This is a genomic window from Sphingomonas sp. (assembly GCF_031361285.1).
In the GTDB taxonomy this organism is placed as follows: domain Bacteria; phylum Pseudomonadota; class Alphaproteobacteria; order Sphingomonadales; family Sphingomonadaceae; genus Sphingomicrobium.
In genome coordinates this window covers 1-13,460 of the sequence record NZ_JANMCO010000131.1, presented here as the reverse complement: position 1 = coordinate 13,460, position 13,460 = coordinate 1, and the positions used below count along the sequence as shown (strand labels likewise).

Annotated in this window: 12 protein-coding genes; 5 read left to right on the top strand and 7 right to left on the bottom strand. The window is 62.9% G+C overall.

Annotated elements, in window-relative coordinates; all coding sequences use genetic code 11:
- Window positions 1-4: 4 nt before the first annotated feature.
- Complete coding sequence (locus tag RMO25_RS11460; RefSeq protein ID WP_309662735.1) at window positions 5-586, top strand: NADPH-dependent FMN reductase; 582 nt, start codon at window positions 5-7, stop codon at window positions 584-586.
- Here the strand turns inward: RMO25_RS11460 and kynU are convergent, their stop codons facing one another.
- The gene (kynU, locus tag RMO25_RS11455) at window positions 587-1,810 is read right to left on the bottom strand and encodes a kynureninase (RefSeq protein ID WP_309662734.1); all 1,224 of its coding nucleotides are present in this window, start codon (window positions 1,808-1,810) and stop codon (window positions 587-589) included.
- Complete coding sequence (gene dcd, locus RMO25_RS11450) at window positions 1,807-2,361, bottom strand: dCTP deaminase (protein ID WP_309662733.1); 555 nt, start codon at window positions 2,359-2,361, stop codon at window positions 1,807-1,809. The genes kynU and dcd overlap by 4 nt, the downstream gene beginning before the upstream one ends.
- Window positions 2,362-2,492: 131 nt before the next feature.
- Between dcd and RMO25_RS11445 the strand changes: the two genes are divergently transcribed.
- Entirely contained in the window at window positions 2,493-4,010 is a 1,518-nt protein-coding gene (locus RMO25_RS11445) for a replicative DNA helicase (RefSeq protein ID WP_309662732.1), read from the top strand.
- Between the two features lie 144 nt (window positions 4,011-4,154).
- On the opposite strand, the gene astD is transcribed toward RMO25_RS11445, so the two are convergent.
- The 3 genes from astD to RMO25_RS11430 are packed head-to-tail and all read right to left on the bottom strand — an operon-like array spanning window position 4,155 to window position 9,408.
- The gene (gene astD / locus RMO25_RS11440) at window positions 4,155-5,582 is read right to left on the bottom strand and encodes a succinylglutamate-semialdehyde dehydrogenase (RefSeq protein ID WP_309662731.1); all 1,428 of its coding nucleotides are present in this window, start codon (window positions 5,580-5,582) and stop codon (window positions 4,155-4,157) included.
- Window positions 5,583-5,614: 32 nt separating this feature from the next.
- Entirely contained in the window at window positions 5,615-7,006 is a 1,392-nt protein-coding gene (locus RMO25_RS11435) for a protein adenylyltransferase SelO family protein (RefSeq protein WP_309662730.1), read from the bottom strand.
- A gap of 53 nt (window positions 7,007-7,059) precedes the next feature.
- A complete protein-coding gene (locus tag RMO25_RS11430) occupies window positions 7,060-9,408 on the bottom strand; it encodes a TonB-dependent receptor (protein ID WP_309662729.1) in 2,349 nt (782 codons plus the stop codon).
- Between the two features lie 187 nt (window positions 9,409-9,595).
- On the opposite strand from RMO25_RS11430, the gene RMO25_RS11425 reads away from it, so the two are divergent.
- Genes RMO25_RS11425 through RMO25_RS11415 form a run of 3 tightly spaced genes read left to right on the top strand, consistent with a single transcriptional unit; the run spans window position 9,596 to window position 12,396 of the window.
- Window positions 9,596-10,222 carry a TetR/AcrR family transcriptional regulator gene (locus RMO25_RS11425; RefSeq protein ID WP_309662728.1) on the top strand — a complete coding sequence of 209 codons (627 nt, stop codon included), beginning with the start codon at window positions 9,596-9,598 and terminating at the stop codon, window positions 10,220-10,222.
- A gap of 1 nt (window position 10,223) precedes the next feature.
- A complete protein-coding gene (locus tag RMO25_RS11420) occupies window positions 10,224-11,126 on the top strand; it encodes an alpha/beta hydrolase (RefSeq protein ID WP_309662727.1) in 903 nt (300 codons plus the stop codon).
- Window positions 11,127-11,160: 34 nt separating this feature from the next.
- Window positions 11,161-12,396, top strand: a complete 1,236-nt coding sequence (locus RMO25_RS11415) for an argininosuccinate synthase (protein WP_309662726.1) — start codon at window positions 11,161-11,163, stop codon at window positions 12,394-12,396.
- Between the two features lie 290 nt (window positions 12,397-12,686).
- Here the strand turns inward: RMO25_RS11415 and RMO25_RS11410 are convergent, their stop codons facing one another.
- Both RMO25_RS11410 and RMO25_RS11405 read right to left on the bottom strand, forming a co-directional pair.
- The gene (locus tag RMO25_RS11410) at window positions 12,687-12,908 is read right to left on the bottom strand and encodes a hypothetical protein (protein WP_309662725.1); all 222 of its coding nucleotides are present in this window, start codon (window positions 12,906-12,908) and stop codon (window positions 12,687-12,689) included.
- A gap of 30 nt (window positions 12,909-12,938) precedes the next feature.
- A partial coding sequence (locus tag RMO25_RS11405) for a hypothetical protein (RefSeq protein ID WP_309662724.1) occupies window positions 12,939-13,460 on the bottom strand: 522 nt, incomplete at its 5' end.

Here is a 13,460-nt window from a genome sequence, read left to right as displayed (position 1 = left end):
CGTCATGGTTCGCTACAAGATCGCGATCGTCGTCGGCAGCCTGCGTAAGGACAGCATCAACCGCAAAGTCGCGCTGTCGCTGTGCGCGATGGCGGATGAGCGGCTTGACTGCGCCATCGTGCCGATCGGCGACCTGCCGCTCTACAACCAGGATTCCGACGCCAATCCGCCCGCGCAATATACCCGCTTCCGCAAGGAAATCGCGGCGGCCGACGGGGTGCTGTTCGTGACTCCCGAATATAATCGCGGGGTCCCCGGGGTGCTCAAGAATGCGATTGACGTCGGTTCACGGCCGTACGGAAAGAGCGTCTGGAACCAGATGCCGGCGGCGATCGTCAGCGCCTCGCCAGGGAGCATCGGCGGGTTCGGTGCCAACCACCAGGTGCGCCAGGCGGCGGTGTTCCTCAACATGCCGGTGATGCAGCATCCCGAAGCCTATCTCGGCCATGTCAACGACGACAGTTTCAACACCGACGGCAAACTCAAGGACGGGCCGCTCAAGGACCTCGTCCTCAGCCTGTCGAAAGCGTTCGGCGACTGGGTGCATTTGATCCACGAATCGCGCCGGCTGCTCGCGCCGCAATAATCAGGTGACCTTTGCCCGGGCGAGGAAGCGCGGTTCGTTCCAAGCGTCCGTGGCGAGGATTTCGGCGAGCGTTTCGGCCGCGCGCCAGGCGTCCTCGAAGCGGTTGTAGAGCGGCGCGAAGCCGAAGCGGATCAGGTCGGGCGCGCGGAAATCGCCGATCACGCCGCGCGCGATCAATGCCTGCATCACCGCATAGCCCTGCGGATGGGCGAAGCTGACGTGGCTTGCGCGCGCGGCGGGATCGCGCGGCGAAGCGAGACAGACCTCGTCGCCGCATCGCGCCTCGACCTCGTCGATGAACAGCTGCGAGAGCGCACCGGCCTTGGTCTGGATATCGCGCATGGCGACGCCTTCGAACGTATCGAGTCCGGCGTCGAGCGCGGCCAGCGCGAGGATTGACGGGGTGCCGGTCAGGAAGCGCGTGATCCCGTTAACGGGACGAAAATCGTCGTCAAAAGCGAACGGCTCGGCATGGCCCATCCAGCCCTGGAGCGGCGAGTGCAATTCGCCCTGTAACCGTTCGGCGACGAACAGGAAGGCCGGCGCCCCCGGTCCGCCGTTCAAATACTTGTAGCCGCAGCCGACGGCGAGATCGCAGTCAGTGCCGTCGAGATCGAGGGCGATCGCCCCGGCGCTGTGCGACAGGTCCCATACTGTGAGCGCACCGGCCGCATGCGCTGCCTGGTTGACCGCCGCCATGTCGTGGAACGCCGCGCTGCGGTAATCGACATGGGTCAGCGTCACGACCGCAATATCCTGGTCGATCGCGCTTGCGACCTCGTCCGCGGGCACCGCCTTCAAGGTCAAGCCGAGCATCTCGGCCAGGCCCTGGGCGACATAAAGATCGGTCGGGAAGTTGCGTTGCTGGGTGAGGATGGTGCGCCGGCCGGGCCGCGCTTTCACCGCCGCGGCGAGCAATTTGAACAGACAGACGCTGGTCGAATCGGCGATCAGGAGCTCGTGCGGCTTGGCGCCAACGATCGGCGCGAGCTTGGCGGCGATGCGTTGCGGCTCGTCAATCCACGCGTGCTTGGTCCAGCTGGCGATGAGGTCGCCGCCCCATTCGTGTGTCACGACGTTGGCAAGCCGATCGGCCGTTGCGGCCGGCAGCGTCCCCAGCGAATTCCCGTCGAGGTAGATGATGCCTTCGGGGAGCCTGAAACGTCCTTGGGCGAAGGCCAATGGGTCGGCGGCATCGAGCGCCTGGGCTTCGTCGCGGGTCACAGCTTGGGCAGCGTCACCCCGCGCTGGCCCATATATTTGCCGGCGCGGTCGGCGTAGCTGACTTCGCACGGCTCGTTGCCCTGGAGGAACAGGAACTGGCAGGCGCCTTCATTGGCGTAGACCTTGGCCGGCAGCGGCGTGGTGTTCGAAAATTCGAGCGTCACATGGCCTTCCCAGCCGGGCTCGAGCGGGGTGACGTTGACGATGATTCCGCAGCGCGCATAGGTCGATTTGCCAAGGCAGATGACGAGCACGTCGCGCGGCACCCGGAAATATTCGACCGTGCGGGCCAGCACGAAGCTGTTGGGCGGGATCACGCAGACGTCGGTCTTGCGGTCGACAAAGCTGTTGGAATCGAAATTCTTGGGGTCGACGATGGCTGAGTCGACATTGGTGAAGATCTTAAACTCATCGGCCACCCGCGCGTCATAGCCGTACGACGACAGGCCGTAGCTGATGCAGCCGTCGGCCCGCTGGGCCTCGACAAACGGCTCGATCATCGCGTGTGCAAGCGCCTGCTCGCGAATCCAGCGGTCGGAAAGGACACTCATGTGAACTGGCCTAGCCGCGCTTGGGCGGGGGGCGCAATGCCACTTTCCATCCACAGGGCGGTCCACGAAAAAGTTTGCAAGTTGCAAACTTAGGATGGAGGTTGTGGGGCCAAAATCGGTAGACCGAGATCATGGCCGACATTCTCCGAATCGCTGAACCCGCATCGCCCGCCGGGGCCCCCGCGCTCCCCCAGAATGTCGAGGCCGAAGCGGCGCTGCTGGGCGCATTGATGATCGACAACCGGCTGGTCGAGGAAGTCCAGACACGCCTCCAGCCGCACCATTTCTTCGAGCCGCTGCACGGCCGGATTTACGAATCGATCCTCCGCCTCACCGACCGCAACATGATCGCCAACCCGGTGACGCTGCGGCCGCTGTTCGAGGCCGACGAGGGGATTAAGGAAGTCGGCGGCCCGGCCTATCTGGCGCAGCTGACCGGATCAGGCGCGGCAGTCATCGGCGCGCGCGATTTCGCCACCCAAATCTATGATCTTGCGCTGCTCAGGGCGCTCATTGGCGTTGGCCGCGATCTGGTCGAAAGCGCGCTCGACACCAGTGAGGAGGTCGCCCCGCTGGCCCAGATCGAAAAGGCCGAGACCGAGCTCTACAAGGTCGCCGAAGAAGGTGGCGCCGAAGGCAAGGCCAAGTCGTTCAGCGAAGCCACCAAGCTGGCCATCGAGATGGCCGAGCGTGCCTTGAACAGCGGTGGGCATTTGTCCGGAATCACCACCGGGCTGGACAGCCTGAACTCCAAGATCGGCGGCCTCCACAGCTCCGACTTGATTATCATTGCCGGGCGGCCGGGCATGGGCAAAAGCTCGCTGGCGACCAACATCGCCTTTGCCGCCGCCCAGCGGTTCCTGCGCGATGCCGATGACGGCATCGAACCGGGCAAATCGGCGGGCGCGGCGGTGGCGCTGTTCAGCCTCGAAATGTCGGCCGACCAGCTCGCCACCCGCGTCCTCGCCGAGCAATCGGGGATCAGTTCCGAGAACTTGCGCATGGGCAAGATCAGTCAGCAGGAGTTTCGCCAGCTCGCGCGGGCCGCCGGTGAGCTACAGAGCTTGCCGCTGTACATTGATGACACCCCCGGCCTGACGATTGCCGCCTTGCGCGCCCGCGCCCGCCGCCTGAAGCGCCAAAAGGGCATCGGCATGGTGATCATCGATTACCTCCAGTTGCTGCAAGGCACCGGCAAGAACAGCAACGAGAACCGGGTCCAGGAAATCTCCGAGATCAGCCGGGGTTTGAAGCAGTTGGCCAAGGAGCTCAATTTGCCGGTTATCGGCCTGTCGCAGCTGAGCCGCGCGGTCGAGCAACGCGAGGACAAGCGCCCGCAGCTGTCCGATCTGCGCGAATCGGGGTCGATCGAGCAGGACGCCGACATCGTGCTGTTCATCTACCGCGAGGATTATTACGTCGCGTCGCGCGAACCCAAGCGGCCGGTCGAGGGTGACGACGCCAAGGCCCACGAGCAGCATGAGGAATGGGCCCGCGACATGAGCCGGGTCTATGGCCTCGCCGAGCTGATCGTCGCCAAGCAGCGTCACGGTGCGACCGGTAAGGTGCGGCTCAAGTTCGACAGCCGAATCACCAAGTTCAGCGACGCCGCCGACGACAATTATCTGCCCGAGATGCGCAGCAGCTAGGGCCAACTCGCGGTCAGGGGTGTGGGCGCCTGCTTCGGCGGGCGCCCCATGTCATTCCTCCGTCATGCGAGCGCAGCGTGGCAATCCTGTTTCGCTGGAATGCCGCGCCGCTGCGCTCCTCGCAATGTCGGCCTGTCGGGGCCGTTAGTCTTCGAGCATGTTGGGGTCGTTGAGGCCCTGGTCGATCTGAGCGCGGGTCAAAGCGGCTTCGCTGCTGGTCACTGGATAAGCGCAATAATCGGCCGCGTAATAGGCGCTGGGGCGGTGGTTGCCCGACAGGCCGACGCCGCCGAACGGGGCGTTCGACGGGGCGCCATTGGTCGGGCGGTTCCAGTTGATGACCCCGGCGCGAACGTTAGCCCAGAAGCGGTCGTACAGCTCGGGACTGCCGCCGACGAGGCTGGCGGCGAGGCCGAAGCGGGTGGCGTTGGCTTCGTCGATCGCGGCGTCAAAATCCTTGACCCGGGTCAGCTGCAACACCGGTCCGAACAGTTCCTCGTCCGGGCGGTCGGCAATATCGGTGACATCGATCAGGGCGGGGGTCAGGAACGGCCGGTCGGCGATCGGTCGATCGAGCCGCTTGATCGGCTTGCCGCCTTTCATCATCAACTCCAGCCATTGCTCCTGCAGATGGTCGGCGGCGGCCAGGTCAATCATCGGCCCCATGAACGGCGGCGGGGTGGAGAACGGTTCATCGACGATCAAGCGATCAATCATCTTCTCGATGGCCTTGAGCAGCGGGCCTTCCTTGCCATTCTCGACGATCAACCGCCGCGCCGCGGTGCAGCGTTGGCCGGCGGACAGATAAGCCGATTGAACGACGATGGTTGCAGCGGCGTCCACGTCCGCGGCGTCCCACACAACCAAAGGATTATTGCCGCCATTTTCGTGCGCTATAATCTTGTGGGGCGCGTCGGCGAACTGCTTGTGCAAGGCCCGCCCGGCGCGCGCCGAGCCGGTGAACAACAAGCCATCGATGCCGGCTTCCGAAGCAAGCGCACGGCCTTCATCCGGCCCGCCAACCAGCAGCCGAACGACGCCTTCGGGGACGCCAGCGGCATGGAAGCATTCGACCAGAAAAGCCCCCGTCGCGGGAGTCTTTTCGGACGGCTTGAAGACCACGGTATTGCCGGCGATCAACGCCGGGACGATGTGTCCATTGGGCAGATGCGCCGGGAAATTATACGGGCCGAGCACCGCCAAGACGCCATGCGGCTTGTGGCGGACGGCGACCCTGTTGCCGAGCGCGGCCTCGAGCTTACGCTGCGGCGTCCGCTCGGAATAAGCGTTGATCGAAATCTGGACCTTGTTGATGACCGCCGCGACCTCGGTCTTGGCTTCCCAGAACGGTTTGCCAGTTTCGCGGGCGATGAGCTTGGCGAAATCATCCTCGCGCTGGCGCACGACATTGGCGAAGCGCCGCACGGTCTCGCTGCGATAGGTCAGCGAGTGGGCGGCCCAGGGACCCGAGGCGGCGCGCGCGGCGGCAACTTCCACCGCGGCGTCGCCGATCTCCCCCGACCAGATTTCGGTGCCAGTCGCCGGCTCTGTCGACACCAGTTTTTTAACCATTAACTAAGCGCTTCACCAACTTGGCTGCGACGTCAAGCCGGGGCTTGAACGTCATTGGTCATGGCCTCGCCCATTCGGCGGATCGCTGCGACTTTGTTTTCGAACGGACCCCAATCGTCGCGCTCGGCGATTGCGGCCCAGATGGCTTCGACTTCGTCGATATGCATCGAGCAAGGATCGGGGTCGGACCAATAGTGATGGATGACGGGCACGCAACGTCCGGCCAATGCGGTCGCCAGCGCGCGAAACGTCGGCGACGGATAGCGTTCCGCACCGGGATCGCGTCCGCCGCGCCAGTCGAGGAAAAGGCGGTCGATCGCTACCTCGCGCGATTGCAAGGCACCAAGGAGTGCGGCGGCCAGCGCGCGATCCTGTTCGCCACCGCGCGGCGGCACTCCGAGGCGTTTGATGAGAGCCCGGACCAACGCATCCTCGAACCGTTCGCCCCATCCCGTTACGATTTCGGACAGCGCCGACGCGTCAGTCACGACCGTCAGGCAACCGGCCAGTTGCGCCAGGTCCCAATGGATCGCTTCGGGCTGGCGGCCGAAGGCATAGAGGCCATGGTGATCGAAATAGGCGGCGGTGAAGTCCGCGTCCCACTCGGGCGTGAAGCGCCACGGGCCATAATCGAAGCTTTCGCCGGTAATCGCGATATTGTCGCTGTTGAGTACACCGTGGACGAAGCCGGCGGTCATGTAACTCGCGGCGAGGTTGGCGGTGGCGCCGGCGACGAGGTCGAACAGCCGAAGCGCATTGTCCGCGGCTGCGGTTGAGGGCTGCTGGCCGTAGAGGTTGGCGAGGCAATAATGGACCAGGCGGTTGATGTTTTCGGTTTCCCCGAAATACGCGAGCCGCTGGAAAGCGCCGATGCGGATATGGCCATGGCTCAAGCGGGTGAGCACGGCCGATCGGGTCGGAGAGGGTTCGTCGCCCCGGACCAAATCTTCGCCGGTTTCAAACAGAGCGAAGCTTTTCGAGCTATTGACGCCCAGCGCTTCGAGCATTTCGGCGCCAAGCACTTCGCGCACGCCGCCCTTGAGCGTCAGGCGGCCGTCGGCGGTGCGGCTGTACGGGGTAGTTCCCGACCCCTTGGTGCCGAGGTCGAGCAGGCGACCCTGGCCATCGCGCAACTGGGCGAACAGGAAGCCACGGCCGTCGCCAATGTCGGGGTTGTACACGCGGAACTGATGGCCGTGATAGCGCAGGGCCAATGGCTCGGCGAGATTGCCAGGCAAGGGTTCGAAGCGGCAGAAATGCGCGACCCAGGCCGCGTCATCGCAATCACCAAGCCCGACGCGGTCGGCCCAGCGGTGGTTTTGAAAACGCGCGATCGCTTTGGGAAAGCGCGCCGGCTCGACGGGATCGTAGAAGTCCGGACCGAGTTCCAGGATCTTGGGATCGGGACGATAAAGCGCTGGCATTCCCACGGACTCGCACGGGGCGCTCGACAGAAGCAAGCGCCCCGCGGCCCCGATCAGTAGCGCGCGGTCAGCTTAAGCGTGATGGTCCGGGGCGCGCCATAATAGACGGTGCGGATGCTGCCGATGTTGGAGAATTCCTGTGCATCGGTCTTATAGGCTTTCTTGGTCAGGTTGCTGCCGTAGAGGCCAAGCGCGAAATGCTTGTTCGCGGCTTCGTAGACGATCCGCGCGTCGTGAACCCAATAGCCCTTCTGAAACAGGCCATCGACTTCGGTTGTCGTCCCGACACCTGGACTGAGGAAGTTGGCGTAAGTGATTACGGTGTTGTCGACCGCAAGCGCCGTTCGCGACTTGTAACGGGACTGGCCGCCGAGCGTGATCGAGCCGGCGGAGCCGATGTCAACCGCATATTGAGCGCCGAGACGAAGCGTCCATTTCGGGGCGAACGCCGGGGTCTGGAAGGCGCGGCTGCCACCAGGAAACCGGTCATCGGCGAATTGCAGGTATTTGGCATCGAGATAGCCCAGCTGGCCGTCGATCAGCAGGCCCGTTACCGGCGTCCAATTGGCTTCCAGCTCGGCACCGCGAATCCGCATTTTGCCGACGTTGAGTACCTTCAGCAGCGGTGTCGGAAACGGAGCGGTAGGGTCGATGTCACCAATCCGTGCCTGGAAGTCCTTGTAGTCGCTGTGGAAGATGGCCCCGTTGAGGCGAAGTTGATTGGCGACCGAAGTCTTGAAGCCGGCCTCGTACGACCAGACGGATTCCGGATTATATTCGCTCGCTTCGGCCGCCGTGTTGGCGCGGCCGTTGAACCCGCCAGATTTGAACCCCTTGGCGGCGCGGGCATAGACCATGGTGGTTGGATTGACCTGCCAATCGACGCTGGCCATCGGCGACCAGTCGCGCCATTTTCCCTTGGGCGGCACGAACGCGAACGTCGCGTTGAAGAACGGCAGCAACCCGAAGAAGCTGCTCGTCGTGCGGAAATAGTCCTTGGTTTCCTTGGTGTAGCGAAGACCAGCCGATAGCCGGACGCTTGGCACGACCTCATAGCTGCCATTGACGTAAGCTGCATAGCTTTTGGTGGTCAGATCGTCGTCAACGGTGCGCAGGAACGGGCTGTTCAAGAACGCCGGCCCGAGCAAATCGTTGGCAAAGGCTTCCTGATGGGAGACAATGTCTTCTTTCAGATAATAGAGGCCCGCGACGCCGCTTAGCCGCTCGCCGGTGTAGGCCGCCTGGAATTCCTGGCTGACTTGATGCTGATCGACATTAACCAGGACGTCGCCGACCTGATATTGGGTGGCATCGATGTCGACGTAATCGCGGGTCTTCAAATTGCGATAGGCGGTGATCGACTTCAAGGTAAGCGCATCGGTCACATCGAACGCCGCGGTCCCGGTAAAGCCATAGTGCCTCAGCGTGGTCGAATTGGGTAGGCTCGGCGTCGTCCGTCCGTGCCAGGTGTAGCGATTTCCCGAGTTAACCGGATCGGTCACCACCAAGACGGTACCCGAAAACGTGGTGAGATTGTTGACCGGCCGGCCGACGTTCAGGGCCGCGTTATCGTGGCTATAGTCGGCGGTGATATCCACGCGAACAACGCTCGACGGAGTGAAGGCGATCGCGGCCCGGCCGCCGTTACTGTTCTTGTCGTTATATTCGCGGTGGTTAGCACTGTCCCCGACATAGCCGTTGCGTGTCGCATGTATCACCGCGAAGCCGGCGGCTACCGTTTCGCTCAACGGGCCCGAAACCGCGCCCTTGAGCTCGATCTGGTCGTAGGAGCCGACCGCAATACTCCCGTTGGCGCGGAATGTCTGGCCAGGTCGGCGGGTCACGAATTTGATCGCACCGGCAATGGTGTTTTTGCCGTAGAGCGTACCTTGCGGGCCGCGCAGGACCTCGATCCGTTCGAGGTCAAGCAGGTCAAGCTGGTTGCCGCGAATGCGCGACAGATAGACGTCATCGACATAGACCCCGACCGCTGGATCGAATGTCTGCAGCGCGTCGGGCTGGCCGATGCCCCGAATGAAGATGTTGGTGGAATTGGACGAGCCGCGGCCCTGGACGATGTTGAGGTTCGGCACGGCACCCTGCAGGCCAGTGGTGTCGGTGGCCTGGATGCGATCGAGCGAACGCTCGTTGAACGCCGAGATCGACGACGGCACCCGCTGGACATTTTCTTCGGTGCGGCGCGCGGTTACGACGATGTCGCCAGTCGCACTGTCCTTGCTTTCGGCATCGGCGGCGGTAGTTGCTTTTGGTGCCGGCGGCTGCGTTGCTGCGTCGGCATTGGTTTGATCGACCGACTGTGCCAGAGCCGGCGTCGCGGCAAGGGCAATGGCTGCCGCACCAACGAGCAAGGCAGAGCGCGAAAGCTGTATAGAACGAATCATGGTGTATCCCCCTCCAGGCGCGATTCCCCACCGCCAACAGCCTGTGTGTGAAACACCGTAATGAAAGTTGAACCAACTTTCAACTTAGTTTATTAAGCGCGAATTGGGGGATGTGATTTTGGTGAACACCGACACAGCGCGCAAAGCCAGTGCGAAACGAAATGGGGCAGGCGCAACGCGGAAGAAAGTGGCTTCGGTTGCCCCGGCCACGTCGAGCGGCAAGGTCCCGCGCACGCCCCGTGGCGAGAAAACGCTGCGCAAGATTCTCACCGCGGCGCTCGAGGAATTCGGCGAGCGCGGCTTCTCCGAAGCGTCGATCGTCGGGATCACAAGCCGCGCCAAGGTCGCATTGGGGACATTCTACACATATTTTGACAGCAAAGAGGCGCTGTTCCAGGCGCTGGTCCGCGACATGTCGGCGCAGGTGCGCGATTATGTCGCTCCGGTTTTGAACAGTAGTACCGGCGACGGTCTTGACCGGGAGCGCCGGGCGCTCGCCGCCTTCCTGCGCTTCGCCGCCGAGCACAAGCAGGTCTATCGGATCATCGACGAAGCCGAATTCGTGGACCCGGAGGGCTTTCGCAATCATTATGAAACCACGGCGTCGCGGATTGCTGCGCGGCTTGGCGATGCCGCCGCGCGCGGCGAATTGCGCGAGGATGAATCGCCGCTTGCCCACGAAGCCATTGCCTGGGCCTTGATGGGCGCCAACGTGTTCCTTGGCCTGCGGTTCGCGGTGTGGGGGAGCAGCGATCCCGATGAAGTGGCCGCTATCACCAACCGCCTGATCAGGCACGGTCTCGGGGTGCGCTGACATGACAGCTGATTCACCACTATCCGGCGGCAAGTCGGCGGAGTTTGCAGCACGCCACTGGACCAGTCGCGACGGGCTCAGCCTCTATTATCGCGATTATGCGGGGCCTTCCGATCGCCCGCCAATCCTGTGCCTGCACGGGCTGACGCGCAATTCGCGCGATTTCGCGGAGTTCGCTGACCGCTATGCTGGCAAGTGGCGCATCATCGTGCCGGACTTTCGTGGGCGCGGGATGAGCGATCGCGATCCGCAGCCGGCGCGCTATCTGCCGACGACCTACGCCGCCGACGTCCTGCAACTGCTCGACGAACTCGCGATCGAGCAAGCGGTGTTTGTCGGGACGTCGCTAGGCGGGCTGGTGACGATGTTGATCGCGGCCACTCAGCCGCAGCGGATCGCGGCGACGGTCCTCAACGACGTCGGCCCCGAACTTGACCAGAGCGGGATCGACCGAATCCGCAACTATGTCGGGAAATCGGTGCGATTCAGCGATTGGGACGAAGCAGCCGACTATATCGCCGGTGTCAGCCGCGGCTTGCCGGCCACCAATAGCCATGACGACTGGCTGCACGCGGCGCGGCGGGTGGGCAAGGAAGATGGCAACGGGATCATCTTCGACTATGACATGGCGATTGCCGAGCCGTTCAACCAGCGCAACGACGGCGCCGCCCCGGCCTTCGACTTATGGCCGCTCTACAAGAAGCTCGACGGCGGGCCGCTGCTGCTTGTGCGCGGCGAGCACAGCGATTTGTTATCGGCGACTGCGGCGCAAGCCATGGTCGAGGCGCATCCCGACGCCGAGCTGGTGACCGTACCGGGGGTCGGCCACGCGCCCGAGCTGACCGAACCCGAAGCCGTTGCTGCGATCGACGGACTGCTCCACAAGGTCGCTCCGGCCGGCTGAGCCTTCCGGTGGATGACCGGATCGGCATGAAACTATGATCAGCAAGCGCAAGAAAGTGGTGCTCGCTTATTCGGGCGGGCTCGACACGTCGATCATCCTCAAATGGCTGCAGACCGAGCTCGATGCCGAGGTCGTGACCTTCACCGCCGAAATCGGGCAGGGCGAGGAGGTCGAGCCGGTGCGGGCCAAGGCCGAACTGCTTGGCGTCAAGCCGGACAACATCTTCATCGAGGATCTGCGTGAGGAGTTTGTGCGTGATTTCGTCTTCCCGATGTTCCGCGCCAACACGGTGTATGAGGGGCAGTATCTGCTCGGCACGGCGATCGCCCGGCCGTTGATCGCCAAGCGCCAGATCGAGATCGCGCGGGCGGTCGGTGCCGACGCGGTGTGTCACGGCGCAACCGGCAAGGGCAACGACCAGGTCCGCTTCGAGCTTGGCTATTATGCGCTGCAGCCCGACATTGAGGTCATAGCGCCGTGGCGCCAATGGGAATTTACTGGCCGCGAGCAATTGATCGACTTCGCCGAGAAGCACCAGATCCCGATCGCCAAGGATAAGCGCGGCGATGCGCCGTTCTCGATCGACGCCAACCTCCTGCACTCCTCGTCGGAAGGCAAAGTGCTCGAGGACCCGGAGGTCGAGGCACCGGAATATGTCTACCAGCGGACGATATCGCCCGAGGACGCGCCCGACCAAGCGACCATGATCACCATCGATTTTGAACGCGGCGACCCGGCCGCGATCGACGGCGTGACATTGTCGCCGGCGGCGCTGCTGGCGCGGCTCAACGCGCTCGGTCACGACCATGGCATCGGCCGGCTCGACCTGGTTGAAAGCCGCTTCGTCGGCATGAAATCGCGCGGGGTCTATGAAACGCCCGGCGGCACCATTCTGCTTGCCGCGCACCGCGGGATCGAATCGATCACCCTCGATGGCGGCGCGATGCATCTCAAGGACGAGCTGATGCCGCGCTACGCGAGCCTGATCTACAACGGCCTGTGGTTCGCGCCGGAACGGGCGATGCTGCAGGCGCTGATCGACACCAGCCAGGAGCATGTCAGCGGCCGGGTGACGATGAAGCTTTACAAAGGCAATGCGACCGTGGTCGGCCGGGAGAGCCCGCAATCGCTGTACAACCAGGATTTGGTGACGTTCGAGGCAGACAGCGGCGGTTACGACCAGCGCGATGCCGACGGCTTCATCCGATTGAACGCCCTGCGGCTGCGCATCGCCGCAGCACGCGATTTACGCCTAAAATCTGGAAAGTGAGTGGAGGTGCAGCCAGACCGCGGTCGACAAGTCTCCGTATCGCATTTCCCTACAATGGACAATTTTACAGGGAATTTTTCATTTTCTAATTCAAATTGATCGAAGTGCGATGCTCACAAAATAATGTTTTCCGCCGATTTTGAGAGAAATTCCCTGCGCGACTGAACAGGGAATTTTTAAGTCTGGAGCAGGGAATGGATAGCGCCTCCACAAGGTAATTTCTGCTTAGGTTGCGCAGAGATCAGGCAACGGACCCAAAGTCCGGTTTCGACCCATTGCGGACATTAGGATTATGCGAGCCAGCCCAAAAACGAGCTGCGCGACGCCGGACTAATGATGGTTAATTTATCGAGCAGCAGCGTACTTCCGTCCGAACCGTCGCCGTCGACCAGTCCCTCGAACTTAACCACAAAGAATTGCCCGCCGAAGGCATCGCGCGTAGATTTCAACGCCATTTCTTTAAGAACGGCGTGCTCCCTTCTTACATCCCGGAACCATGCGCTGAAACTCATGGTCGTGCAGTCAACCCGCAGCCAGCTTCCCTAATTTGTGGACGCTACTCGCTGGCCGTTGAGGGTCACTTCTCCACGAATATGGGCGCTGTTCAGCGCGATGTTGCCAGTGAGCACGTTCCGGCCGACAAAAGTCCCTCTCGGATAGGATTGTGCCGGCGCCCGTTGCGACAGGATGCAGTCGGCGAAGATCACCACGTTGGTGGTCCACGGAAGGACCGCTCTATGCGTCAGCAGAAAGTGGCAGCGGTTGAACAGGACGTTCCGGTTGTCCGGAAGATCCGCGATCGGCCGATCATTATTCTCCCCGCCGTAGATCTGGCCGGTCGGCGAAAGCGCGGGGTCGTCCCGAAACGTGCAATCGGCAAATTGTGCCGCCCGCTGAGGATCGGGATCGCCGAACGCATGGACAATCGGACCGACGAACGTGCACCCCTGAAAGCGTGCCCGCGGCATTCTCGGCCACGCCGCCCAGCTGGTCGTGCCGACGAAGGTGCACGCATCAAACCGTGCGCCTTCCGAATCGCCGTTGTCGGCGACCATGCCCACCCC

What these genes read in the sequence shown, in the direction of transcription:
- RMO25_RS11460 (WP_309662735.1), top strand. Translation starts at nt 5, where the DNA reads ATGGTTCGCTACAAGATCGCGATCGTCGTCGGCAGCCTGCGTAAGGAC.
- dcd (WP_309662733.1), bottom strand. Translation starts at nt 2,361, where the DNA reads ATGAGTGTCCTTTCCGACCGCTGGATTCGCGAGCAGGCGCTTGCACAC.
- RMO25_RS11445 (WP_309662732.1), top strand. Translation starts at nt 2,493, where the DNA reads ATGGCCGACATTCTCCGAATCGCTGAACCCGCATCGCCCGCCGGGGCC.
- astD (WP_309662731.1), bottom strand. Translation starts at nt 5,582, where the DNA reads ATGGTTAAAAAACTGGTGTCGACAGAGCCGGCGACTGGCACCGAAATC.
- RMO25_RS11435 (WP_309662730.1), bottom strand. Translation starts at nt 7,006, where the DNA reads ATGCCAGCGCTTTATCGTCCCGATCCCAAGATCCTGGAACTCGGTCCG.
- RMO25_RS11430 (WP_309662729.1), bottom strand. Translation starts at nt 9,408, where the DNA reads ATGATTCGTTCTATACAGCTTTCGCGCTCTGCCTTGCTCGTTGGTGCG.
- RMO25_RS11420 (WP_309662727.1), top strand. Translation starts at nt 10,224, where the DNA reads ATGACAGCTGATTCACCACTATCCGGCGGCAAGTCGGCGGAGTTTGCA.
- RMO25_RS11415 (WP_309662726.1), top strand. Translation starts at nt 11,161, where the DNA reads ATGATCAGCAAGCGCAAGAAAGTGGTGCTCGCTTATTCGGGCGGGCTC.
- RMO25_RS11410 (WP_309662725.1), bottom strand. Translation starts at nt 12,908, where the DNA reads ATGAGTTTCAGCGCATGGTTCCGGGATGTAAGAAGGGAGCACGCCGTT.